We start from the raw sequence: 24,834 nt of genomic DNA on the forward strand, positions 1-24,834 counted from the left end.
CTGAAGTTGCTTGAGTTCAACAAGGGAGGAATGAAATGCCGGAAAAACTGCATCCGAAAATCGACAATGGACTGCCCAGGGTAAAGGCGGATTTTGCCGGTGGCACGCTGGTCTGCGCCTGCACCAGCAACCCGGTCAAGGTCAAGGTCAAGGGCCAGATCGCCCACAACCACGCCTGCGGCTGCACCAAATGCTGGAAGCCGGAAGGCGCACTGTTCTCGGTCGTGGCGGTTGCCGGTACAAACGACGTGACGGTGACCGAAAACGGCGACAAGCTGAAGGTGGTCGATCCGGGCGCGCTGATCCTGCGCCATGCCTGCACCGGCTGCGGCGTTCACATGCACGGCCCGGTCGAGCGCGACCACGCGTTCAAGGGGCTGTCCTTCATTCATCCGGAGCGCTTCCAGGAAGACGGCTGGTCGCCTCCGGGCTTCACCGCCTTTGTCTCGTCGATCATCGAATCCGGCATCGATCCGAGCCGCATGGACGGCATCCGTTCGCAGCTGAAGTCGATCGGCCTCGAACCCTATGACTGCCTCAATCCCGGCCTGATGGACTACATCGCCACCTGGACGGCGAAGAAGTCCGGCGCGTTGCCGGCCTAGTAGCCGCTCGAATATCATCGATTGAGCCGGGCGACGTCGCCCGGCTCTTTCACATTTGGAGAAACGATGCCCGCACCCGCTATTCTCGTCGATGCCGATGCCTGTCCGGTGAAGACCGAGGTCGAAAAGGTTGCCGAGCGGCACGGCATCGTCATCACCTTCGTCTCCAATGGCGGCTTGCGTCCGTCGCGCGATCCGATGATCCGCAATGTCGTCGTCTCCAAGGGCGCCGACGCCGCCGACGACTGGATCGTCGACAATGCCCGGCCCAACGACATCGTGGTGACCGCCGATATCCCGCTTGCCGCCCGCGCGGTGGCGCTTGGCGCCCATGTGCTCGGCCCGACGGGACGCCCGTTTACGCCGGAAACGATCGGCATGGCGGTGGCGATGCGCCATCTCAAGCAGCATCTGCGCGAGACCGGCGAAAGCAAGGGCTACAATTCGAGTTTCGCGCCGCAGGATCGCTCGCGGTTTCTTAGCGAGCTCGACCGCATCTTGCGGCGGGCGCTGAAATCCGCCACAGCGGACTAAAACCATGACGACCGGTACGCCGAACAGGATACCAATGCAGCGGCACATGCAGTTCGCCGTGTCGGCCTGCATCGGCGTGGCAGCCTTTGGCGCGGCGCTGATCTGGCGCGCGCCGCTTGCCTACTCGATCGGCGCGAATGTGTTCTTTGCCGCCTATATCATTCTTGTCGTCACCCACATGCCACGGCTCACCGGCAGCTATCTGCGCAAGAATGCGCGCGACACGGACCTGCCCGTGCTGGCCATCTTCGCCGTGACCTTGGTCGTCGTCGGTATTGCCATCATCTCCTTGTTTCAATTGATCAATAGGGAGAAAAGTGCGGATCCCGTCGAACTTACGGTCGCGCTGCTGTCAATCCCGCTTGGCTGGTTTACCATTCATGCAATGGCGGCACTTCACTACGCGCATCTCTACTGGATGGATGGCGACGCGATAGACACCGAAACCAGAAAGAAGACACCGGTCGGCGGCCTCGAATTCCCGGGCGGCAAACGGCCGGAAGGCTCGGATTTCCTCTATTTCGCCACGGTGATCGGCATGACCGCGCAGACCGCCGACACCAACATCACGACCTCGCATATGCGCCGCGTCGTGCTTGTGCATTCAATCCTGTCGTTCTTCTTCAATACGGTCATCGTCGCCGCCGCGGTCAACCTCGCCGTCAGCCTCGGCAGTCCGTAATAAATCCGTGATCGGGTGAAACATCGCTTTGGCCGGGAACGTATTGGGAGGAGAAGAGATCTGACAGGCCGTGGCGAACCGCGCCGCCGGAAGGAACAAAACAGATGGAATCGCTTGCCAGAAGCAAAGCCGCCGCCGGAGCGGATACTGCGGCGCCGAACGATGCGACGCTGATTTATCGCCAGTCGCGCTGGACGCGGCTGACGCATTGGCTATGGGCGATCGCGCTGTTTTTCATGCTGCTTTCCGGCCTGCAGATCTTCAACGCCCGCCCACAGCTCTACATCGGCAAGGAGTCCGGCTTCGGATACAACAACACCATCTTCGCCATTGGCGCCGAGAATACGGCGACTGGCCCGCGCGGCTACACCGAGATCTTCGGCAAGCGCTTCGATACAACCGGCGTGCTCGGCTGGTCGGGTCTGGCCGGCCAAGAGACGTCCCGCGCCTTCCCGTCCTGGGCGACGATCCCTTCCTATTACGACCTCGGCACCGCGCGCGTCGTTCATTTCTTCTTTGCCTGGGTGCTGACCACCACGCTGCTGGTCTGGCTGGTCGCCAGCCTGATCAACGGCCATTTGCGCCGCGATCTTGCGCCGCGCCTCGATGATATCAGGCGCTTGCCGCGAGACATCGTCGAGCACGCCAAGCTCAGGTTCCACCACACGCGCGAATACAATACGCTGCAGAAAATGGCCTATGGCGGGGTGCTGTTCGTGCTGCTGCCGCTGATGATCATCACCGGCCTCGCCATGTCGCCGAGCATGAACTCGGTGCTGCCGTTCCTGAACGACCTGCTCGGCGGCCGGCAGACGGCGCGCACAATTCATTTCACGGTGATGCTGCTACTTGTCGCCTTCTTCGTCATCCATATCCTGATGATCCTGGCCGCCGGCCCGCTCAACGAGCTGCGTTCGATCGTCACTGGCTGGTACCGCACCGATCCGCCGGCGCCTGGCGACAAAGCGCCAGAAAGGAGTGCCTGACATGGCTAAATTTGAGATCAGCCGCAGAAAATTCCTGACCTCGGCCAGCCTCGGCCTTTCCGGCATCATGCTGTCGGGCTGCGACGCCTTCGACAGCCAGCTTGGCGTCGGTGACGGCCTGCGCAGCTTTCTCGAAAGCGCCAACGGCCTGACCTGGCGGGCGCAGCGGCTGCTTGCCGGCCGCGATGCGCTGGCGCCGGAATTCACCGAGGCCGACATTCGCCAGCCGCAGCGGCCGAACGGCATCACCGCGCCCGACGACGATTACTACAAGGGCCTGCTCGCCAACGATTTCGCCGACTGGCGGCTCGAGGTTTCCGGCCTCGTCGAAAAGCCGCTGTCGCTGAGCCGCGAGCAGCTGACGAACATGCCAAGCCGCACGCAGATCACCCGCCACGATTGCGTCGAAGGCTGGAGCTGCATTGCCAAATGGACCGGCACGCCGCTGTCGCTGGTGCTCGATCTGGCGGTGGTCAAGCCGCAGGCGCGCTACCTCATGTTCCACTGCCTCGACACGATCGATCGCAGCCTCGCCGGGGATATCAAATATTACGGCTCGATCGACCTGATCGATGCCCGTCATCCGCAGACCATCCTTGCCTATGGGCTCAACGGCAAGCCGTTGCCGGTCGAGAACGGCGCGCCGCTGCGCGTCCGCGTCGAGCGCCAGCTCGGCTATAAGATGCCGAAATATCTCTACAAGATCGAGCTCGTCGACGGCTTCGCCAATCTCGGCGGCGGCAGAGGCGGCTATTGGGAGGACAATGGCTACGACTGGTACGGCGGCATCTGATGGGGCTATTGCGCTCAATGACTTAGTCCCTTTTTCTCACGCAACCTTGTCGATCAGCGGCTTCAGCGCCGGATGGATTTCCGGCGAGGCGTGCTTGATCATCGTCAGCAACGCACGCTCGTTCTCCTGCAACGGCCGGTCGCCTATGTGTTCAGCTAGCCATTTCGCCTCGCCGGCATCGACCGTCTCGGCGCGACGGGCCAGTGCCTCGGCTGCCTTGTTCTTCGCTTCCCACTCGGCCTCGACGTCGCCCGGCGAGTGATAGACTTCCATGATGCCGGACAGGCCGCCCGACACCATGCGGCTGAAGAAACCGCCGATCTCCGGATCGGAGTGCTCAAAGAAGGAATCCCGGCGCAGCGCCACGTCGCGCACCGGCGCTTCGTAGCCGGCCGAACACATGACGAAATTGGCGATCGCCTTGACGAACAGATCGTTCCACGCCGGATCGTTGTCGGCCGCCTTTGTCCGCTCGTTGATCTTGAACAGCACCTCGGCCTCGGCGCGGCTGATGGCGATGTTGCCATCGCCGCCATAGGCGTAAAGGATGCGGCGCAACAGCTCGACCTCAGCCTTGGCAATCGACCCAGGGATAAGTCTGCCGCCGGTCATGAGCGGCCCCTTGCCGTCCACGACCGCATGAGCGACCTGCTCCAGCGCATAGCTGGAAAGCGTGCTCGGCGATGATTTGGCAACTTCCAGCACATGCACCAGCAGCTCGAGCTCGGTCCGGCTGTCGACCATGCCGTCGCGCGAAATCGTCCGGACCAGCCAGTCGGCATTCTCCTGCGAGACATAGCCCGCCGGCTTTTCCTGGTGGACGATCAAGTCGGTGACGGCCTCGACGAAAAACTCAGGCCATTCCGCGCATTTGTCCCTCGCCGTCGCGTCGAGCGCAAACAGCGCCTCGGCCTCGCCGCGCGTTACCACGCCGTCGCCGAACACTTCGCGGCGCAGCATGATCACGTCTTCGGCCGTGATCCGATTTTTCGAGGTCAGCCCGGCCACCGGCGCGCTCATGATCAGTTCGCCCATTTTTGTTCCCCGCCCGCGCCCGGCAATTGCCGGTCCTCATCCGGTATATCTGCAAGGTCTTGAGAAACCGGCAAGCGGCGTGGTTAGCGAAGGCTTGCCTATAAGAAGGCCCGCAAAGAGGGCTTGTTAGTAAAATGTCGCCGGCAGGTGACAAGGTGTCGTCCACAGGCTATGGATGGCGCGTCGAGGGCTCTTAACCGAGTCCTACCTGTTTGCGGGAGAGAGCAGCGAGAGCTGCCGCCGAAGGGGAAATCGCCCGAAATCTCTCAGGCAAAAGAACCGTAGACGGGAAAGACACTCTGGAAAGTCGGGGCTTGCCCCCGCGCCGAAGGTGTAAGCGCTGCCGACAGAGTTACGGGGCGCGAGTCTCTCAGGCTTCAGACAGAGGGGCACGGACTGGTCGCCATTTGCGGCCGCTTGCGTGCGACTCTGGAGATGACATGACGGGCGACACCAAACACCTTCCCCTCGAAGATCTGCACATGGCAGCCGGTGCGCGTTTCGGCGCCTTCGCCGGCTGGTCGATGCCGCTGACTTATCCGGCCGGCGTGATGAAAGAGCACCTTCACAGCCGCGAGCATGCCGGTCTGTTCGACATCTCGCACATGAAGCTGTTCGAAATCAGCGGTCCGGGCGCCGCAGCACTTCTGAACCGCGCCTGCCCGTTCGATGCCGGCGCGCTTGAGATTTCCCAATCCAAATACACGTTCTTCCTCAACGAGGCCGCCGGAATACTCGACGATCTGATCGTCACCAGGCTCGACGCCGAGCGCTTCATGATGGTCGCCAATGCCGGCAACGCCGCCGCCGACGAAAAGCATCTGCGCGCGCTGGCCGGGGGCGATGTGAAAGTGGACGCGCTCGATCGCGTCTTCCTGGCCATCCAGGGCCCTGCGGCGTGGGCCGCCCTTTCGCGCGCCGGCATCGAGACCGGGTCGCTGGTGTTCATGCACGGCATCGAGCCGCGCGAAAAATGGTTCATGAGCCGGTCTGGCTACACCGGCGAAGACGGTTTCGAGATCGGTCTGCCCGAGGCGGACGCAAGAACTCTCGTCGCCAGGCTGCTCGAGGACGAACGTGTGATGTGGATCGGCCTTGCCGCCCGCGACAGTTTGCGGCTCGAAGCAGGGCTGTGCCTGCACGGTCTGGACATCACGCCGGAGATCGATCCGGCCAGTGCCGGGCTGATGTGGGCCATCCCCAAGGAGGTTCGCGCCTCTGGGGCCTTCATCGGCGGCGATGCATTGCGCGCCATCCTGGAGCGCGGCCCGGCGCAAAAACGCGTCGGTTTGAAGCCGGACGGCCGCCAGCCGGTGCGCGCCGGTGCTGCCCTTTTCGATGCCGACGGCAATCCTGCCGGCCATGTCACCTCAGGCGGCTTCGGCCCCTCGGCCGGTCATCCGGTCGCCATGGGCTACGTCCAGACGCCGCTTGCCAAATCCGGCGCAAAACTGTTCGCCGATGTCCGCGGGACGAAAATCCCGGTCGACATCCACCCCTTGCCCTTCACGCCCCATCGCTACCGCAAAGGATGAACTTCATGGCAAAGACCTATTTCACCGAAGATCACGAATGGCTTCGCGTCGAGGGCGGCATCGCCACCGTCGGCATCACCGACTACGCACAGCAGCAGCTCGGCGATCTCGTCTTCGTCGAACTGCCGGAATTGGGCAGAAAACTGGCCAAGGGCGACACCGCAGTGGTGGTCGAATCGGTCAAGGCGGCATCGGACGTCTATGCGCCGGTCGACGGCGAGATCACCGAGGCCAATACCTCGCTGTCATCGGATCCTTCGCTCGTCAATTCGGCGGCGACCGGCGACGGCTGGTTGTGGAAGATGAAGCTGGCCAATGAGAGCCAACTCGAAGGCCTGCTCGATGAGGCGGCCTACCAGGCGCATATCGGCTGATGACACGACCAGGACATTGAACATGACCGCAGCACCCTACCCCTTCTCGGCTCGCCATATCGGCCCAGGCCTCAATGACGTCAGAGCCATGCTGGCCACGATCGGCGTTCCCTCAGTCGAGACGCTGATCAGCCAGGCAGTGCCGAAGTCGATCCGGCTCGACCGTCCATTGGCCCTGCCCGCCCCCGCAAGCGAAGCGGAAGCGCTGGCGGAGCTCGCGGCGACGATGGCGAAAAACACCATGCTGAAGAGCTTCATCGGTACCGGCTATCATGGCGTCCACGTGCCGCCGGTAATCCAGCGCAATCTGTTCGAGAACCCGGCCTGGTATACCGCCTACACGCCCTACCAGGCCGAGATCAGCCAGGGCCGGCTGGAAATGCTGTTCAACTTCCAGACGCTGGTCGCCGAACTGACCGGCCTGCCGGTGGCGTCGGCCTCGCTGCTCGACGAGGCGACGGCGGTGGCCGAAGCGGTCGGCATCGCGCTGCGCCATCATCGCGACAAGCGGACCAAGGTGGCGCTCGCCGGCACGCCGCATCCGCAGACGCTCGACGTGGTGCGCACCCGCGCCGAGCCGCTGGGCATCGAGGTAGACGGCGAGGTGATCGACGACAACACCGCCGCCCTGTTGGTCTCCTGGCCGGACACGTTCGGCGTCTATGGCAATCACAAGGCAGCGATCGAAAAGGCCCGCGCTGCCGGCGCGCTGGTCGTCTTCATTGCCGACCCGTTGGGCCTGACGCTGACCGATGCGCCGGCCAAGCTTGGCGCCGACATCGCCGTCGGCCCGATGCAGCGTTTTGGCGTGCCGATGGGCTTTGGCGGGCCGCATGCCGCCTATTGCGCCGTCTCCGACAGGCTGACGCGGCTGATGCCCGGCCGGCTCGTCGGCCAGTCGACGGACAGCAAGGGCCGTCCCGGATATCGCCTCGCTTTGCAGACACGCGAGCAGCATATCCGCCGCGACAAGGCGACCTCCAACATCTGCACCGCACAGGCGCTGCTCGCCAACATGGCGACGGCCTATGCGATATGGCATGGCCCAGCCGGGCTTCAGGCGATTGCCGGCCGCGTCCACGCACTGGCCGACCGCCTTGCCGCCGGCCTTAAGGCAGCAGGCGTTTCGATACTTGGCGAAAGCCGTTTCGACACGGTGACAGTGGAAGTAAAGGGCAAAGCCGGCGCGCTCGCCGACGCTGCTGAAAAGACCGGCCGGTTGCTGCGCCTCATCGACGCCGACCATATCGGTATCAGCTTCGACGAGACCTCCACCGAGGCCGATCTGGAGGCGATTGCCACGCTGTTCAGCGCCAAGGCCGACGTTGCCGCCGGCAATTCCATGCCAGGAAAACCGCGCGGCAACGAGTTCCTCACCCAGCCCGTCTTCCACGACAACCGTTCGGAAACCGAAATGATGCGCTTCCTGCGCCGGCTGGCCGACAAGGACCTGGCGCTTGACCGCGCCATGATCCCGCTCGGCTCCTGCACCATGAAGCTCAACGCCGCCGCCGAGATGATGCCGGTAAGCTGGCCTGATGTCGCCAATTTGCATCCCTTCGCGCCGGCAAGCCACTCGGCCGGCTACCGCGCCATGATTGACGAGCTGGAAGGCTGGCTGGCGGAGATCACTGGTTTTGATGCCGTGACCTTGCAGCCCAATGCCGGCAGTCAGGGCGAATATGCCGGGCTGCTCGCCATTCGCGGCTACCACCGCTCACGCGGCGAAGGCCACCGCACGGTCTGTCTGATCCCGTCATCCGCGCATGGCACCAATCCGGCGAGTGCGGCGATGGCCGGCATGAGCGTCGTCGTCGTGCGCTGCACCGAAGACGGCAACATCGACGTCGACGATCTGAAGGCCAAGGCGGCCGAGCATGCGCAAGACCTCGCGGCGCTGATGTTTACCTATCCCTCGACGCATGGCGTCTTCGAGGAAGGCGCGCGCGACCTCTGCGCCCTTATCCATGAGCATGGCGGCCAGGTCTATTTCGACGGCGCCAATCTCAACGCGCTGGTCGGCCTCGCTCGGCCGGGTGACATCGGCGCCGATGTCTGCCACATGAACCTGCACAAGACCTTCTGCATCCCGCATGGCGGCGGTGGTCCCGGCGTCGGCCCGATCGGCGTCAAGGCGCATCTGAAGCCGTATCTGCCCGGCCACGTCACCGAAGGCTCGGGCCATGCCGTGTCGGCTGCACCGTTCGGCAGCGCGTCGATCCTGCCGATCACCTGGATGTATATCCGTATGATGGGCGCTTCCGGCCTGAAGCAGGCGACCGAGACGGCGATCATTTCCGCTAACTATGTGGCGACGCGGCTCGAAGCGCATTTCCCGGTGCTCTACAAAGGCAGGCACGGACGCGTTGCGCATGAATGCATCCTCGACACCCGCGTGCTCAAGGACAGTGCCGGCATCAGCGTCGACGACGTCGCCAAGCGGTTGATCGACTATGGTTTCCATGCGCCGACCATGTCGTTTCCGGTGGCCGGCACGCTGATGGTCGAGCCGACCGAGTCCGAGCCCAAGAGCGAGCTCGATCGCTTCTGCGATGCGATGATCGCGATATCGGGCGAGGCGGCCAAGGTGGCGAAAGGCGAATGGCCCCTGGCCGACAATCCGCTGGTCAATGCGCCGCATACCGCCGCCGAGGCGCTGGCCGGCCAGTGGACCCATCCCTATTCGCGCCTGGAGGCGGCCTACCCCGCCGGTGATGCCGATACTGCGGCAAAATACTGGCCGCCGGTCTCACGCATCGACAACGTCGCCGGCGACCGCAACCTGGTCTGCTCCTGCCCGCCGCTGTCGGAATATCTGGGTGCTGCGGAGTAGCAATCAGGCAGAACGCAAGGCCGGCCCCTCGGCCTTGCTCGCCTTGTCCTGGGCGACGACGCGATTTCGCCCGGCGCGCTTTGCCGCATAGAGTGCGGCGTCGGCTTCGGCCAACACATCGTCGAGACCGGTGCCGCTCGTCGCACCAAAGCCGATGCCGCCACTGACTGTGCTTCGCAACGGACCAAGCTGGGTGGCCACGACTTCCGTGCCGAAGGCGACGCTGATCTTGCTCGCTATGTCATAGGCCTTCTCTTCCGTCATCCGCGACATGACGAGCACGAATTCCTCGCCGCCCAGCCGGAAGGCGTCGACTCCGGTCCTGGCGTATTTCCTGATGACGGCGGCAAAGCGGCGCAGAACCTGGTCGCCGACCGGGTGACCGAATACGTCGTTCGTCCTCTTGAAATGGTCGAGATCGAACATGGCGACGGACATGAACGGACCGAAAGCCCGGTCACCGTAGAGTGCCGTCAACGCCCGCCGGTTCATCAGCCCGGTCAATGGATCGGTCATCGTCTCGGCCTTCAATTCGATCTGCGCCTGCAAATGGTGCAGGGAGAGCGTCAATGCACCAAACCCCGTCATGCAGGCGACGGCTACGACGGAATTCACCCGCTCGGCCCAATTGTCGGGCGCAACGCCGAGCACCCATTGGCCCTTGATTAGCAGAACCGCGCCGCAAAGTCCGAAGGACAGCGCACAGACGCCGCTCAGGAACGAGACGACCAGCAATATCCGACGATCGTGGCCACCCTTGATCCAGAACATCACCCCAATGAGCGAGAGCAGCGCCGTTACCGTCGCGTAGGTGACAATGAAGCCGATACCATCAAACCCGAGATACGTCGCGCCCGCGCAAACAGCCATCGCAATCAAGGTCGGCAGAACCGCGCGCCTGTAGTCGCGTATGCTGAGATATTGCATGGCCGACAGGCAGATAATCAGGAAGCCCAGGCTGAGAAGCGCAAGCACGATCTGGCAAAGCCAGGGGCTAGGATCCCTTGCGTAATGCCAAAACAAGACCACATGTGCGACGAGCATGAGAATGCCACACGCCACCGTCAGCACAAACCGTGCCTGTGGCGCGGTGAACCAGATCGCAAACATGGTGATGCTGAGACACGTGCCCGACAGCGCCGCCGCGAGCAGGAGCGAACTGTAATCCAACATGCTTAGGCGACAGCCTCTCGAGGGTTCCGCTGCATTCTAGGTCAGCGACACTCCGCGGATATCGTTTTTCAGCCAACCTTGCGGCGTAACCTTCGGACAGGGTTTACAAAACGTCGATGCTCCAAGCCTCGACCCCATTTCCGCCGCTTGGTTGTCGAATGGTTTTGCAGTAAGAGGCTCTATCCTCGAACGTAACAGGAACCTCCGTCGCCTGCCCGCGAAAAGCGTGGCAGTATCGGGGGTGATTCGCAGCATCGGAATCCAGGACCAGCATGGACGACAGCAACGATCTTTTCGGCAATCCGGAAAAGCCGCCGCAGCCAGCTCGCGCTACCGCGCGCCCGGCCGACCCGCTGGTGCAGGCGACGAAGCGCCCGCCAGCCCGCGATGCCAGCGAGAGCTATAGTGCCGCCGATATCGAGGTGCTGGAAGGGCTTGAGCCAGTGCGGCGCCGCCCGGGGATGTACATTGGCGGCACCGACGACAAGGCGATGCACCATCTGTTCGCCGAAGTCATCGACAATTCGATGGACGAGGCGGTCGCCGGCCATGCGACGTTCATCGATGTCGAGCTGTCCGCAGATGGATACCTGACGGTCACCGACAATGGCCGCGGCATCCCGGTCGATCCGCACCCGAAATTCAAGAAGCCGGCGCTCGAACTCATCATGACGACGCTGCATTCGGGCGGCAAGTTCGACAGCAAGGTTTACGAGACGTCCGGCGGCCTGCACGGCGTCGGCGTATCTGTCGTCAACGCGCTGTCGGACCATCTCGAAGTCGAGGTCGCGCTGGGAAGGAAACTTTATCGGCAAAAATTCTCGCGCGGTATTCCGGTCACCGGCCTGGAGCAACTCGGCGAGGTGCACAACCGCCGCGGCACGAAGATCCGCTTCCATCCCGACGAACAGATTTTCGGCAAGGGCGCGGCGTTCGAGCCGGCGCGGCTCTACCGCATGGCGCGCTCAAAGGCCTATCTGTTCGGCGGTGTCGAAATCCGCTGGACCTGCGATCCATCGCTGATCAAGGAAAAGGACACCACGCCGGCCAAGGCCGAGTTCCATTTTCCGGGCGGCCTCAAAGACTATCTGAAAGCCTCGCTCGGCGACGAATTCCAGGTGACTCGTGAAATGTTCGCCGGCAAGAGCGAGAAGCAAGGCGGCCACGGTTCGCTCGAATGGGCGGTGACCTGGTTCGGCGGCGACGGTTTTATAAATTCCTATTGCAACACCATTCCGACCGCCGAAGGCGGCACGCACGAGGCCGGGTTTCGCAACGTGCTGACGCGCGGCTTGCGCGCCTATGCCGATCTGGTCGGCAACAAGCGCGCTTCGATCGTCACCTCCGAGGATGTGATGATCTCGGCGGCCGGCATGCTGTCGGTGTTCATCCGCGAGCCGGAGTTCGTCGGCCAGACCAAGGACAGGCTGGCGACGATCGAGGCGATCCGTATTGTCGAAAGCGCCATCCGCGACCCGTTCGACCATTGGCTGGCCGACAATCCCCAGGAAGCCTCCAAGCTGCTCGAATGGGTGATCGCGCGCGCCGACGAGCGGGTGCGCCGCCGCCAGGAAAAGGAAGTTTCGCGCAAGAGCGCGGTGCGCAAATTGCGCCTGCCCGGCAAGCTCGCCGATTGCACGCAGAATGCCGCCGCCGGGGCCGAATTGTTCATCGTCGAAGGCGATTCGGCCGGTGGCTCGGCGAAGCAGGCGCGCGACCGCGCCAGCCAGGCGGTGCTGCCCCTGCGCGGCAAGATCCTCAACGTCGCCAGCGCCGGCAACGACAAGCTTGCCGGCAACCAGCAGATATCCGACCTGATCCAGGCCTTGGGCTGCGGCACGCGCTCGAGATACCGCGACGAGGACCTGCGTTACGACCGGGTCATCATCATGACCGACGCCGACGTCGATGGCGCCCATATCGCTTCGCTGCTGATCACCTTCTTCTACCAGGAGATGCCGAGCCTGGTCCGCGGCGGCCATCTCTATCTGGCGGTGCCGCCGCTCTACTCGATCCGGCAAGGCGGCAAGGTCGCCTACGCCCGCAACGATGCGCACAAGGACGAACTTCTGCGCACCGAATTCACCGGGCGCGGCAAGGTCGAAATCGGCCGCTTCAAGGGACTGGGCGAAATGATGGCCGCCCAGCTCAAGGAAACCACCATGGACCCGAGGAAGCGCACGCTGCTCCGGGTCGACGTCATCGACGCCGAGGCGGCGACCAAGGATGCGGTCGACGCGTTGATGGGGACCAAGCCCGATGCCCGTTTCCGCTTCATCCAGGAACGCGCGGAATTCGCCGAGACGGAAGTGCTGGATATCTGAGCCCCCGCCGCTAGCTTGCCCTTCTGAGCTGGAGACGAGCACGTGACCTGGGCGCGGTTGAAGGACGGTATCGGCACGCGGATCGCTGGCCTGACGCGGCCGACGCGCTCGGACTGGATCTTTGCCCTACGCACCGTTTCGGCCGGTCTCATCGCGCTTTTGGCCGCCTATGCGCTGAAGCTCGACCACCCGCAATGGGCGATGATGACGGTGTTCATCGTCGCCCAGCCGGTCGCCGGCATGGTGCTGGCGAAGGGGTTTTATCGTCTGCTCGGCACGCTTGCCGGCGCGCTGGCGGCGATCGGCATAACCACTGTTTTCGGTGCCAGTCCGTGGCTGCTGGTTACCGTTCTTGCTATCTGGATCGGCATCTGCACGCTGGTCTCGTCACTACTGCGCAATCCGGAAGCCTCTGGTGCCGCCCTTGCCGGCTACACCGCGATGATCATCGGTCTGCCGGCGTTCGGACAGCCGCACCTCGTTGTCGATCTCGCCCTGGCGCGCTGTGCGGAAATCGTTCTTGGCATCGTCTGCGCCGCCCTGACCAGCCGGCTGATCCTGCCGAAATTGGCCGCCGATGCCATCGTCTCGAGACTGAAGCGCAGCATTCTCGACCTGGCAGCCTACGCGGACGGTGCTTTTTCCGGCGGCGATGCGGAAAGGCTTGCCGGGCTGCACCGCAAGCTGATCGGCGACGTCCAGACGCTGGGCGAAATGCGCGCCTATGCAAGGCTGGAAGGGCCGAGCCTCGCCACCCGCGCCTATCCGGTCCGGCGTACCATCGGCCAGCTTCTGTCGGCCCTGTCGGCGGCGCGTGCGCTGCATGCCCATGCCGCGCCGAAGAATGCAGCCCTTATTCCGGTGCGCAGCGAACTGCGGGCTCTCGTCGGCGAACTGGCAGCCAAGCCGGGCGCGCTGGACGACACGGCGCCCTGGGTGGCGCGGCTCGACGCAATCGTCTACAAGGCGCGGCAGATGCCGGACATCGCGGCAGGGCAAGGCCCCGGGCATGACAATGACAGGGTTGGCACGGTCACACGCCTCACCATTGCCGCCGACTTCGCCGAAGCCATGCAGCAAGTGCTGCGCGGCCTGGACGCACTCCGCTCCCCCTCGCCCCGTGCCAGTCGCGAACGGCGGCAGCCGGCGCTGGTGGTGCACCGCGACTACCGTGCGGCATCGCGCAACGCCGTGCGTGCCGCAGTCGCCACGCTCCTGGTCGCCGCCTTCTGGCTGACGACGAAATGGTCGGATGCGGCGGGCACGGTCATTCTGGTTGCGGTCGTCTCCAGCCTGTTCGCCGCTCGTCCTGATCCGATCCGGTCGGCGTGGAGCTTCTTCGAGGGCACGTTGCTGGCCCTGCCCTTTGCGTTTCTCGTCGGCCAGCTGGCGCTTCCCGCTTTGCCCGGCTTCGGCTGGTTCATGGTCTTCGTCGTGCCGATCCTGGTGCCGGCTGCACTGGGGATGGCCAATCCGCGCTATATCGGTGTGGCGACGGCCTTCGCCATAAATTTCCTCGCCTTCCTTAGCCCGCATCAGGCGATGACCTACGATCCGTTGCCGTTCCTCGCCGGTTCGGCATCGATCCTGGTTGGTATTCTTCTGGCGATCGGCGTCTTCGCCGTCGTGCTGCCCGCCGACCCTTGGGTCACCATCAACCGCATCCTGCAAGCAATGCGCGAAGATCTTGCACGCCTTTGCCTGCATGACCGCCTGCCGCGGCGATCGGCTTTCGAAAGCCTTGCCTACGACCGGATCAACCAGTTGATGCCACTGCTGCAGAACGCCGGCAAGGAAGGCGACGCCGTTCTCGGCGGCGGCATTGCTGCCGTTACCGCCGGCCTCGAAATCCTGCGGCTGCGCAACGCGCAGCAAAGTTCCACGATCCCATCCGAAACAGCACTTTCCATGACCAATTTCCTGCGCGGGCTGGCGCGCGAACTGCTGTTCCGGCGGCCCGGCGAACCGCGGACTGCGACTGCCACCGTCGCCAGGCAATATGCAGCCGGTATCGCTGAACGAAGCGACGCCGCCGAAATGCTGCAGATCGCCGCCTCGCTGCGCATCATCGCCGCCGCGATCGAGGATTTTCCAGACTTTTTCGCGAAAGACCGGGTTTAGCTAGATCGCTGCCATATTGGCCTCGTTCTCTGCGCTACAGCTTTCGCATCGGCGCGACCACTCGGGCCGGCTTTGTTTCATCGCCAAGATCGACCCCGAAATGCTTCGCTACCCGTAAAATAAGGTCCGAGATGTTGTCGATGGCTTCCTGAAGTTTCGCGCGATCAGGTGCGCGAGGTATCTGGCCGGAAGGCAATGTATATCGAAAAGTGGTCGCGTAGGCTCCCAGCCATACGACTGAGTTCAATGCCGCCTTCTCAGCATGGTCGTCCGGGAATCACCTCACAACTTTATCGAGCTGATGTGCGTCGTGACGTTCGATATGAACAGCCTCCGAAGTCGCCAGCGCCCGGACAACCTGCTCGATCGCCCTGCTCACTCAGATAAGCCGCATTTCTGGACCCGGATTCAGCGAGAAGACGTGCATCCCTGATACATCCATTCGCCAATCGAAGCGCACTGGCGATGGTCCGGTGGTCAGATATCTAACCGGTGCCCTTTCCGAGCAACATCATAAGCAATCGTGTTTCGCGAACCCCAGCTTGCGGCCAATTCGCTCGCCGTAGTGGCAAGGATCGTGGCAGGAATTCCGACTTCATGCTGAACGGTCCAGCCGACGAGCGGATCAAGTAGTTCCGGCTGAGCGTCGTCAGGCAAAGCAACGAGAATATCCCAGTCGCTGTCAGGGCGATTGTCGCCTCGCGCTCGACTGCCGAACAGCCATATAGAATCAGGATTCAAGCGAACCCTGATCTCGTCAATCAACGGCTTGATTTCGGCCGGAACCGTGAGGCTTTTTGAAGCTAAATGGCGCATACTCAAACATAGGACCACTTTTTTGCGCCTACAACGGCAGGCAAGCCAACCGGCCAGTCCTAAAGCTTTAAGTTTGTGCTAGGCAGCAGCAATCGCCAGTGCGTGCCCGCGTGCGTTTTCGCGCAGCGCGTCGAGATGGATCGACTTGACCAGCCCGGCGAGATCGCCTTCGGCCGACTGCCCGCCCAATTCCTTCAGCATCAGCCAACTGACTTCCTGCACGCCGGCGAGGCGCTTGCCATTGGCGACCTCACGCCAGACCTTCAGCGCACGCAGGATGATGGCGTGGGTGGCGGCGGCAAGCCCGGCACTGCGGAACAGTGCCTGCAACGCCACGTCGTGGCCGCCGGCCAGCAGCGCCCTAACGCGTTGCTCGGATTGCTGGCTGAGCGCGACCAGTGCCGAGCCGAAGAAGTCGACCTTGCCATGCGCGATGGTGCGGATGATGAAGCTTGCGGTCAGGTCGCCGCGCAGGCGCAGATGCTCGACAAGCGCGGTATGTTCCTCTGCCCGCGTGCCTTCGATCAGTGTCACCGAAGCCTTGACGCAGGCATCGCGCGTGACGCGCTCGGCCCTGGCGGCGCCCATCAGCGCCAGCACCAGCGGCGACCCCTTGAGCGTCTCGCCGAGCTTGACCAGCAGCATATGCCGGCAGTCGGCGGGCAGACGCGCGTCGGCGATCAGCGCCTCGCGCACCAGAGGCAGATGGCCGTGCCGCTCGGCCATGCGGCGAAAGCTGACAGATGCAATGTCGGCGCCGCTGTTGGCGAGCAACGTGGCGCAGGCTTCGGGCTCGCCAATCTCGGCGATCGCTGCCGCTACCGACATCGAGACGCGCGGCCGGTCGGCGATCACCTTCTGCGTCGCCTTCTGGCCGCTGGCGACCCGGTCGATCAGGTCTGCATCGGTAAGCAGCGGCGAGCGTGCCAGTACCAAAGCGGCCACTTCAGGCTGGTCGGACGCCAGCGCGCTGACGATCTGCAGCGGCGCATGATGGCTCATGGAAAGCGCTTCGGCGATCGCCAGCCGCACCTTCGACGACGCATCGTCGAGCAGCAGCGTCAGCGCCGCCTCCGCCGCGCAGCGGTCCTCGAAAGGCAGGTCCGAGTCGACATAGGCGCGAGCCAGCGCGCTTGCCGCCGCAGCGCGCTCCGACACCTTCGCCGTGTGGATCCATTTCAGGAAATGCGAAACGACCATGTCGCCTGCTTACGCCCCTTGCCAGAACGCTTCTGACCCTGGTGGAGACCGTAGGCACAAATGGTTTACGAACGGTTCACCATGTTCGTTAACTGGCTTGCGAGCGCGATATGCAACGCCTATCAACCCTTAGAGCGACGTGCGTCCTTTCGGACGCACAAAGTACGCTCTAACACTTTGAATCCTCGCATCGTGCTTTCCGAAAATCGATACCAATTTTCGGGCCGATGCGGCAGCGGAGGAGATCGACCATGGCCGGGCTTTATCTTGAGGAGTTCGTCGTCGGCCATGTGTTCAAGCACGCGCTGCGCAAGAGCGTGACCGAAAGCGACAATATGCTGTTTTCGGTGATGACACTGAACCCGCAGCCGCTGCACATCGATTTCGACTTCGCCGCGAAGAGCGAATGGGGCAAACCGCTGGTCAATTCGCTGTTCACGCTTGGCCTGATGATCGGCATTTCGGTCAACGACATCACTGTCGGCACCACCATTGCCAATCTCGGCATGAAGGAGACCGTGTTTCCGCATCCGGTGTTCCACGGCGACACGATCCGCGTTGAGACCACGGTGGTTTCGGTGCGCGATTCCAGGTCGAAACCGGACCGCGGCATCGTCGAGTTCGAGCACCGCGCCTATAACCAGAACGACCTATTGGTTGCCAAATGCACGAGGCAAGCCATGATGATGAAAAAGGCATAGCCGATGCGTTCTCTGCTCTTCGTTCCCGGCGATTCGGAAAAGAAGCTGGAGAAGGGCTTTGGCGTAGGCGCTGACGTGGTCATCGTCGACCTCGAGGATTCGATTGCCTCGCAGAACAAGGTTCTGGCGCGCGACACCGCGGCGCGTTTCATCGCCGAGCACAGGCATCAAACCAGCTCCGCGATCTATGTGCGCGTCAATGATCTTTCGACCGGACTGACCGACGACGATCTGGCGGCGCTCGTGCCGGTGAAACCAGACGGCATCATGCTGCCGAAGTCGAACAGCGGACGGGATGTCCAGCAGCTGTCGGCCAAGCTCAGGGTGCACGAAGCCGAAACCGGGCTGCCGGACGGCGCGATAAGGATCGTGCCGATCATCACCGAAACGGCAGCTGGCGTTTTGGCCGCTGCAACCTACACCGAGGCAAGCGCGCGGCTTGTCGGCGTCACCTGGGGCGCGGAAGATCTGTCGGCAGCAATCGGCGCACGCGCGATGCGCGACGCGAATGGCCGCTACACGGATGTGTTTCGCTTCGCCCGCACCATGACCATTCTCGCCGCAGGTGCCGCGGAAGTCGCGGCGATCGACACGGTGTTTCCGGATTTTCGCGACATGGCTGCCTTTGAGGCTGAATGCGCCGAGGCCGAGCGCGACGGGTTCACCGGCAAGATGGCGATCCATCCGGCGCAGGTGCCGGTCATCAACGCCGCCTTCACGCCTTCGGTGCAAGCGGTGAAAAATTCGCTGGCAATCGTCGAAGCGTTCAAGACAGCGGGAAATCCCGGCGTCGTCGGCATTGACGGCAAGATGTACGACCGGCCGCATCTCAAGCTCGCCGAGCGCCTCCTGGCACGAGCCAGGGCGGCGGGGCTTGACGCTTAGGGTCTCTTCCGCGTCGCAAATTACCCCACCCACGGTCCCGAATAGTCGGCATAGAGCGTTGCCGGATCGGGCCGCGGCCGCTCCGGCGCCGGTCCCTGGCAGGAGCCGATATGGACGAAGCCGACGACCCGCTCATGCGGCGCCAGACCCAGGATCGCCCTGCCCTCCGGCACGTCGGAATACCAGTTGCTGATCATGTTGGTGCCGTAGCCCAGCGCATTGGCTGATAGCATCAGGTTCAGCGCTGCCATGCCGCCGGACAGGAACATCTCCCATTGCGGGATCTTTGGATTTTCCCTGGGGATCGAGATCACGCCGATAACCAGCGGCGCCCGCGAAAAGCGTGCCAGTTCCTGGTTGCGGCGGCCTTCCGGCAGCGGCCCTTCGCGCTGTTCGGCAAGTGCCGCCAGCTTTTTGCCGATCTCGACGCGAACCTCGCCGCGATAGAGGATGAAACGCCACGGCTCCAGCCGGCCGTGGTCCGGCACCCGCGACGCTGCGGCGATCATCGTCGCGATCTCCGCATCGCTCGGTGCCGGTTCTTTCAAATCCGGGATCGGCGCGGAATTTCGGGTCAGCAGAAAATCGATGATGGGCGACGCCATAAGCGCAAGTCTCCTGGAATTTGAGCTGAAGCGCACCATCGGGATATCGGGCGGCTCGGGCATTGGCGCGGCGCGCCGGACAAAGAGCCCTGTAGCAGAAGCCGATCGGACTCTTCGGACTCTTAAGCCTTGAAATTGCCACCGCCTTGGGCTTCAACGCAAGGCATGTTTGAGGGGACATTGCGTCTTTTCCTGATTTGGCTGGGCGCCGCCCTGTTGATGGTGCCGGTTTCGCCGGCTGCCGCGCAGGATGCGGACGGCATCGGCAATCTGAAACTTCCCGGAATTTCGAGTTATGCGTCGCCCAAAAGCGATACGTCGCTGGCGTTGGGCGGCAGCGGGGCGATCACGCTGTCGGCGCAGCTGATTGACAAGGGCGCCGATATCGCGCGCGGCATCGTCTGGCGCGTCTTCAAGCCCGAGCCGGCCGGCGACGGCAAGCTGCCGATGGTCGCCTCCGCTCATGGCGGCACCGCCGTGTTCCAGCTCGAGCCGGGTTCCTATCTGGTCCACGCCTCCTACGGGCGGGCCGGCGCCACCAAGCGCATCACCGTCGGCAAGGAAGCCAAGCGCGAGAGCCTCGTGCTCGATGCTGGCGGCCTCAAGCTTGATGCCGTGCTGTCGGGCGGGGTGCGCATTCCGCCGAAGAAGCTGCGCTTCTCGATCTATGAGAGCCACGCCGAGCCCGATGGCGATCGTGCGCTGATCATACCCGATGTCGAGCCGAACAGCGTCGTGCGGCTCAATGCCGGCATCTACCACGTTGTTTCGACCTATGGCGCGGTGAATGCGGTCATCCGCTCCGACATCCGTGTCGAGGCCGGCAAGCTGACCGAAGCGACGGTCGAGCACCGTGCGGCCGAGATGACCATGAAGCTGGTGCGCGAACCAGGCGGCGAGGCGATCGCCGACACCTCCTGGTCGCTGCTCAACGAGTCCGGTGATCCGATCAAGGAAACCGTCGGCGCCTTTGCATCGATGGTGCTGGCCGAGGGCGACTACACCATCATCGCCAAGAACCGCGACCGCATCTACCAGAAGGATTTTACGGTGGTGGCCGGGCACAATCAGGACATTGAGGTCCTGGCTACCGAGGCTTCGGCCATCGACTCCGAGGAAGGCGCCGATTAGGCCGCGCCCCTCTAGGCTGCTTTGCGCATGCGTCGCGCCAGCAAGTGTACGCGGCCACGCGCCTCGGCCGCAGCCAGATCGAAGACGCCGCGCTGAAGGCGTTCGAGCAGGGCTTTGCGGTCGCGCAGAGGCTCCAGTTCGTCCCACTCCAGCGTGTCTCCGACGCGCACCTCGATCGATTTGCCGGACAGCCGCGAAAATTCGTGGATGAGCAGAGAGATGCGCAGCGTCAGCGAAGCCCTGCCGACGAATTTCGCTACACGCCCGTCGCGTTCGGCCATGTTCATGGGACCACTGACCAGATGGAACAGCCGGCCGTTCTGGCCGGAAAAATGCATTGGGATGACCGACGCCTTGGCATCCTGAACGAGACGGGCCGGAAACATCTTCCACGGCAGATCGCGCGCCCGGCCAAATCCCTTCGGCGCGGTGGCGACGCCGCCGGCCGGGAAGACGACGATGGTGACGCCTTCGTTGAGCAGCCGCACCGCCTCATGCCGCACCGCCATGTTGTTCTTCAGCGCGTCCTTGGTCTCGGAAAAGTCGATCGGCAGTGAGTACGGCTCCATCTCGCGGATCTTGAGCAGATCCTTGTGGATCATGACGCGAAACGGCCGGCCGAGCCGCTCTGCCAGCGACAGCACCGCAATGCCGTCGCCGATGCCGAACGGATGATTGGCGACGATCACCAGCGGCGTGTCGGGCAGCTTCGCCGGCGGCCATTGGGCTGCGGTCCGCACCCGGACGTCGATCAGATCCAGCATGCGGCTGAACACGCGCTCGCCGCCAGGCACCACGTGCCGGCGCCAGAAATCATAGAGTGCCGCGAAGCGATCGCGTCCCGACAGGCCTTCGACCGAATGGATGAACCAGCGCGTCAGCGCCGGCTGATGCGGACTGGCATAAGAGAGCTCGGGAAAAGGTCTTTCGCGCGTCTTCAGCTTGAGCATGGGGCTCGCTACAAAATTGGCGTGACAGTCATATGAAAATGGCGGTGGATCGCTCCACCGCCATCTTCGTTGCCGGTTGACCGGCTCAGGCCGCGCGGCGCTTGCGGTCGGGTGTCACCGCCTCGTCGGAAAGCAGCTTCACGGCTGCTGCGAGACCAAGCGATTCCTGGTCGCGCGAGCCCAGACGGCGGACATTGACCGTCTCTTCCTCGGCCTCGCGCTTGCCGCAGACGAGAATGACCGGGACCTTGGCCAGCGAATGCTCGCGGACCTTGTAGTTGATCTTCTCGTTGCGCAGGTCGGCTTCGGCAATAAGCCCGGCCGTCTTCAACTGCGCGACGACCTTTCGCGCGTAATCGTCGGCATCGGAAGTGATCGTCGCCACCACTACCTGCAGCGGTGCGAACCATAGCGGGAAATGGCCGGAATAATTCTCGATCAGGATGCCGAGAAAACGTTCCATCGAGCCGCAAATGGCGCGATGCACCATCACCGGCTGCTTCTTTTCCGAATCCGAGCCAATGTAGAAAGCGCCAAAACGCTCCGGCAGGTTGAAGTCGACCTGCGTGGTGCCACATTGCCATTCGCGGCCGATTGCGTCCTTCAGCACATATTCGAACTTCGGCCCGTAGAACGTGCCCTCGCCCGGATTGACGCCCGTCTTGATCCGGTTGCCCGACCGCGCCGCGATCTTGTCGAGCACGTCCTGCAGCACGCCCTCGGCATGATCCCACATCGCGTCGGTGCCGACCCGTTTTTCGGGGCGGGTCGCCAGCTTGACGGTGATCTCGTCAAAGCCGAAATCGGCATAGGTCGACAGGATCAGGTCGTTGATCTTGATGCACTCGTCGGCGAGCTGTTCCTCGGTGCAGAAGATATGGGCATCGTCCTGGGTAAAACCGCGCACGCGCATCAGCCCGTGCAGCGCGCCCGAAGGCTCGTAGCGATGCACATTGCCGAATTCCGCAAGCTTTACCGGCAGATCGCGGTAGGACTTCAGCCCGTGCTTGAATATCTGCACATGGCCGGGACAGTTCATCGGCTTCAGCGCAAAGACGCGGTCGTCGTCGGTGTCGTCCCCGGCAACCGTCACCTTGAACATATTGTCCCGGTACCAGCCCCAGTGGCCTGACGTCTCCCACAGGCTCTTGTCGAGCACCTGCGGTGCGTTGACCTCCTGATAGCCCTGCTCGTCGAGGCGGCGGCGCATGTAATTGACCAGGTTCTGGAACATCCTCCAGCCCTTGGCGTGCCAGAAGACGACGCCAGGGCCCTCCTCCTGGAAGTGGAACAGATCCATCTCGCGCCCGAGTTTCCTGTGGTCGCGCTTTTCGGCTTCTTCCAGCATGGTCTGATAGGCATCGAGCTGGGCCTGGTCGGCCCAGGCCGTGCCGTAGATGCGCGTCAGCATCGGGTTGTTGCTGTCGCCGCGCCAATAGGCGCCGGCGACCTTCATCAGCTTGAAGGCGCTGCCGATCTGGCCGGTCGCGGCCATATGCGGACCGCGGCAGAGGTCGAACCAGTCTCCCTGCGCGTAGATCTTGAGATCCTGATCCTCAGGGATGGCGTCGATCAGTTCGAGCTTGTAGCGCTCGCCCTTGTCGGCAAAGATCTTTTTCGCCTTTTCGCGCGACCACACCTCTTTGGTAAACGGCTTGTTGCGCGCAATGATCTCGCGCATTTTCTTCTCGATCACCGGGAAATCGTCGGGCGTGAACGGCTCGTTACGGGCGAAATCGTAGTAGAACCCGTTCTCGATCACCGGCCCGATGGTCACCTGCGTGCCCGGCCAAAGTTCCTGCACGGCTTCGGCCAGCACGTGCGCTGCATCATGGCGGATGAGTTCGAGGGCGCGCGGGTCCTCACGGGTGATGATTTCCAGCTTGCCCGACTTGCCGATCGGGTCGGAAAGATCGCGCAACGTGCCGTCGATGCTGTAGGCGACAGCCTTCTTGGCCAGCGACTTCGAGATCGACTCCGCCAGGCCGGCGCCGGTCATCGCCGCGTCGTAGTCGCGGACGGAGCCATCGGGAAATGTCAGGGAAACTGAATTCAGCATAAAATTCTCCTATCCAGTCCCGCAAACGAGCGCGGGTGGTGAAAATGCATGTCGCCCAAAAGTTCGCAGCGGTTTTGGGGTTACGACATGCATCAAGTAAGAGCCGGATGCGTCCGGCGGCGAGCGGTCTTTTATTGGCAGTTTTCGGCGCCGTAAAGCCGGATGTAGGTCACCTGACGAGATTCGGCAGCTCTTTCAGGAACATCGCTCGCGTCTTGAGTCCCTTGGGCGTGTCGGACCGTTTCGTATCGATTACCAGGCGGGCAAAGACGATCTTGCGAGCGTCCTTCTGCGCCCAGCCGACAAACCAGCCAAGCGAGCGCTTGTCGCTGCCAAGCCTGGTGGTCCCGGTCTTGCCCTGCACCGTCCAGCCCCCTGCCCGGAAGGTTGGGATTATCGCGCTGGTCATCGCATGGGCCTTGTCCGAGACCGGTAGTTTTCGCGCCAGCAGCTTGCGCAGGAAGTCGACCTGTTCGACCGGCGATATCGCGAGCGAGGAATTCACCCAGGAATGGGTGAGGCCGTCATTCTTGCCAGAATTGCCGGAGACGTCGGTGTTGCCATAGTCCAATCTGGACACGTAGCCGGCAAACTGTTTGCTGCCGAGCCGGCGCGTAATCTCGCGCGAGAACCAAAGGACCGAATCCTTTTCCCAAATCGTCGGGTCGACGGTCTTCCGGTCCCGTTTCGGCGCATTGAACTCCGGCTTGTACTCCCAGCTCGGCGCGTGCTCGTCGCTCAGGATTCCGGCGTCGTAGCCGATCAACGCCAGCGGAACCTTGAATGTCGAGGCGGGGCTGACGCGCTGGTCGCAAACCCCTTGCCGATACAGCGTCTCGCCGCTTGCGGCATCGACGATCAGCGTGCATTCGATGTCCCCGAGCGGCGCTGATTGCGCGCGGATCGGAAAACCCAACAGCCACGCCAGAAGATAGAGAACCACGGCGAAAACAAATGGACGGCGGTCTATCTGGTGCATTTGGCAATCTCTCCTGAGGGCTGTCAGGAGCGGCTTAGCGAGGCGTCTTGTCTCGATTTTGTCTCAAATGCGTAACATGCGGTTAAGCTTAGCAAATCGTAAACCTGCCGCCTCCAACCGGGTCCGAAGCGACAATGCGGTCAGTTTTCGAGGGCGCGCTTGTTCCCGATCCGCCGGTATCGCCAGGGCGTGAACCAGAGATAGCGATCATCTAGAACCTCAGGCACCCGGTCGATGCCGTGCGTTCCGAACGGGCCGCAGCGCAGCACCCGGAAAAATCCCATCCAGCCGCCGGCCCACAGCCCGTGACGGGCGATCGCTTCGTGCGCGTATTCGGAACAGGTCGGCAGATGCCGGCAGGAATTGCCGACAAAGCCGGACAGCGTCAGCTGGTAGAAGCGGACGAGCGACGTGCCGAGGATGCGGCCCGGCGTCTTGCGCCACGGTCCGGGCCAGTTGCGCGTGTATCGCGGCCTCTGATGCTGGTGCGCGTGATCGGCAGCCATTTGACGG

22 protein-coding genes and 1 riboswitch are annotated in these 24,834 nt (G+C 63.0%); of the genes, 13 read left to right on the forward strand and 9 right to left on the reverse strand.

Annotation, left to right across the window (positions count from 1 at the left end):
* The first annotated feature begins 35 nt into the window (after positions 1-35).
* The 5 genes from gfa (at position 36) to NKI85_RS02405 (ending at position 3,600) form a co-directional block, all read left to right on the forward strand.
* Positions 36-605: an S-(hydroxymethyl)glutathione synthase gene (gfa, locus tag NKI85_RS02385; protein ID WP_352775619.1), complete on the forward strand. Its 570-nt coding sequence runs from the start codon at positions 36-38 to the stop codon at positions 603-605.
* Between the two features lie 66 nt (positions 606-671).
* The gene (locus tag NKI85_RS02390) at positions 672-1,139 is read left to right on the forward strand and encodes a YaiI/YqxD family protein (protein WP_352775621.1); all 468 of its coding nucleotides are present in this window, start codon (positions 672-674) and stop codon (positions 1,137-1,139) included.
* Positions 1,140-1,143: 4 nt separating this feature from the next.
* Positions 1,144-1,821 carry a DUF1345 domain-containing protein gene (locus NKI85_RS02395; RefSeq protein WP_352775624.1) on the forward strand — a complete coding sequence of 226 codons (678 nt, stop codon included), beginning with the start codon at positions 1,144-1,146 and terminating at the stop codon, positions 1,819-1,821.
* Positions 1,822-1,925: 104 nt separating this feature from the next.
* A complete protein-coding gene (locus NKI85_RS02400; RefSeq protein ID WP_352775627.1) occupies positions 1,926-2,807 on the forward strand; it encodes a cytochrome b/b6 domain-containing protein in 882 nt (293 codons plus the stop codon).
* Between the two features lies 1 nt (position 2,808).
* A complete protein-coding gene (locus NKI85_RS02405) occupies positions 2,809-3,600 on the forward strand; it encodes a molybdopterin-binding protein (RefSeq protein ID WP_352775630.1) in 792 nt (263 codons plus the stop codon).
* A 36-nt stretch (positions 3,601-3,636) separates the two neighbouring features.
* On the opposite strand, the gene NKI85_RS02410 is transcribed toward NKI85_RS02405, so the two are convergent.
* The gene (locus NKI85_RS02410; protein ID WP_352775633.1) at positions 3,637-4,635 is read right to left on the reverse strand and encodes a hypothetical protein; all 999 of its coding nucleotides are present in this window, start codon (positions 4,633-4,635) and stop codon (positions 3,637-3,639) included.
* A gap of 205 nt (positions 4,636-4,840) precedes the next feature.
* Positions 4,841-4,927: riboswitch (glycine riboswitch) on the forward strand.
* Between the two features lie 148 nt (positions 4,928-5,075).
* On the opposite strand from NKI85_RS02410, the gene gcvT reads away from it, so the two are divergent.
* Genes gcvT through gcvP form a run of 3 tightly spaced genes read left to right on the forward strand, consistent with a single transcriptional unit; the run spans position 5,076 to position 9,377 of the window.
* Positions 5,076-6,170, forward strand: a complete 1,095-nt coding sequence (gene gcvT / locus NKI85_RS02415; protein WP_352530457.1) for a glycine cleavage system aminomethyltransferase GcvT — start codon at positions 5,076-5,078, stop codon at positions 6,168-6,170.
* A gap of 5 nt (positions 6,171-6,175) precedes the next feature.
* Positions 6,176-6,544: a glycine cleavage system protein GcvH gene (gcvH, locus tag NKI85_RS02420; RefSeq protein WP_352530455.1), complete on the forward strand. Its 369-nt coding sequence runs from the start codon at positions 6,176-6,178 to the stop codon at positions 6,542-6,544.
* A 22-nt stretch (positions 6,545-6,566) separates the two neighbouring features.
* Positions 6,567-9,377, forward strand: coding sequence for an aminomethyl-transferring glycine dehydrogenase (gene gcvP / locus NKI85_RS02425; RefSeq protein ID WP_352530453.1), 2,811 nt, complete (start codon positions 6,567-6,569; stop codon positions 9,375-9,377).
* Positions 9,378-9,380: 3 nt separating this feature from the next.
* Here gcvP and NKI85_RS02430 read toward each other — a convergent pair whose 3' ends face one another.
* On the reverse strand, positions 9,381-10,550 hold the full coding sequence (locus tag NKI85_RS02430) for a GGDEF domain-containing protein (RefSeq protein WP_352530451.1): 1,170 nt from the start codon (positions 10,548-10,550) through the stop codon (positions 9,381-9,383).
* Positions 10,551-10,822: 272 nt separating this feature from the next.
* Between NKI85_RS02430 and parE the strand changes: the two genes are divergently transcribed.
* Positions 10,823-12,874: a DNA topoisomerase IV subunit B gene (gene parE, locus NKI85_RS02435; protein ID WP_352530449.1), complete on the forward strand. Its 2,052-nt coding sequence runs from the start codon at positions 10,823-10,825 to the stop codon at positions 12,872-12,874.
* 42 nt (positions 12,875-12,916) lie between these two features.
* Positions 12,917-14,995 carry an FUSC family protein gene (locus NKI85_RS02440; RefSeq protein ID WP_352775637.1) on the forward strand — a complete coding sequence of 693 codons (2,079 nt, stop codon included), beginning with the start codon at positions 12,917-12,919 and terminating at the stop codon, positions 14,993-14,995.
* A gap of 477 nt (positions 14,996-15,472) precedes the next feature.
* Here the strand turns inward: NKI85_RS02440 and NKI85_RS02445 are convergent, their stop codons facing one another.
* A complete protein-coding gene (locus NKI85_RS02445; protein ID WP_352530471.1) occupies positions 15,473-15,811 on the reverse strand; it encodes a nucleotidyltransferase domain-containing protein in 339 nt (112 codons plus the stop codon).
* A 78-nt stretch (positions 15,812-15,889) separates the two neighbouring features.
* Positions 15,890-17,011 (reverse strand): DUF2336 domain-containing protein, encoded by a 1,122-nt coding sequence (locus NKI85_RS02450; protein ID WP_352530445.1) that lies wholly within the window; start codon positions 17,009-17,011, stop codon positions 15,890-15,892.
* A gap of 251 nt (positions 17,012-17,262) precedes the next feature.
* On the opposite strand from NKI85_RS02450, the gene NKI85_RS02455 reads away from it, so the two are divergent.
* Both NKI85_RS02455 and NKI85_RS02460 read left to right on the forward strand, forming a co-directional pair.
* Complete coding sequence (locus tag NKI85_RS02455; RefSeq protein WP_352530443.1) at positions 17,263-17,712, forward strand: MaoC family dehydratase; 450 nt, start codon at positions 17,263-17,265, stop codon at positions 17,710-17,712.
* 3 nt (positions 17,713-17,715) lie between these two features.
* Positions 17,716-18,597, forward strand: coding sequence for an HpcH/HpaI aldolase/citrate lyase family protein (locus NKI85_RS02460; RefSeq protein WP_352530441.1), 882 nt, complete (start codon positions 17,716-17,718; stop codon positions 18,595-18,597).
* 20 nt (positions 18,598-18,617) lie between these two features.
* Here the strand turns inward: NKI85_RS02460 and NKI85_RS02465 are convergent, their stop codons facing one another.
* The gene (locus NKI85_RS02465; protein WP_352530439.1) at positions 18,618-19,202 is read right to left on the reverse strand and encodes a nitroreductase family protein; all 585 of its coding nucleotides are present in this window, start codon (positions 19,200-19,202) and stop codon (positions 18,618-18,620) included.
* A gap of 165 nt (positions 19,203-19,367) precedes the next feature.
* Here NKI85_RS02465 and NKI85_RS02470 point away from each other — a divergent pair, with 165 nt between their 5' ends.
* Positions 19,368-20,333: an RgsD C-terminal domain-containing protein gene (locus tag NKI85_RS02470; RefSeq protein WP_352530469.1), complete on the forward strand. Its 966-nt coding sequence runs from the start codon at positions 19,368-19,370 to the stop codon at positions 20,331-20,333.
* 11 nt (positions 20,334-20,344) lie between these two features.
* On the opposite strand, the gene NKI85_RS02475 is transcribed toward NKI85_RS02470, so the two are convergent.
* From NKI85_RS02475 to yidD, 4 genes are all read right to left on the reverse strand, one after another.
* On the reverse strand, positions 20,345-21,283 hold the full coding sequence (locus NKI85_RS02475) for a lysophospholipid acyltransferase family protein (RefSeq protein ID WP_352530437.1): 939 nt from the start codon (positions 21,281-21,283) through the stop codon (positions 20,345-20,347).
* An 85-nt stretch (positions 21,284-21,368) separates the two neighbouring features.
* Complete coding sequence (gene thrS / locus NKI85_RS02480) at positions 21,369-23,342, reverse strand: threonine--tRNA ligase (protein ID WP_352530435.1); 1,974 nt, start codon at positions 23,340-23,342, stop codon at positions 21,369-21,371.
* Between the two features lie 169 nt (positions 23,343-23,511).
* A complete protein-coding gene (blaOXA, locus tag NKI85_RS02485) occupies positions 23,512-24,321 on the reverse strand; it encodes a class D beta-lactamase (protein WP_352530433.1) in 810 nt (269 codons plus the stop codon).
* A gap of 140 nt (positions 24,322-24,461) precedes the next feature.
* Positions 24,462-24,827, reverse strand: coding sequence for a membrane protein insertion efficiency factor YidD (gene yidD / locus NKI85_RS02490; RefSeq protein WP_352530431.1), 366 nt, complete (start codon positions 24,825-24,827; stop codon positions 24,462-24,464).
* Between the last annotated feature and the right edge of the window lie 7 nt (positions 24,828-24,834).

This window comes from Mesorhizobium sp. M0571 (genome assembly GCF_040320985.1).
Taxonomy (GTDB): Bacteria; Pseudomonadota; Alphaproteobacteria; order Rhizobiales; family Rhizobiaceae; genus Mesorhizobium.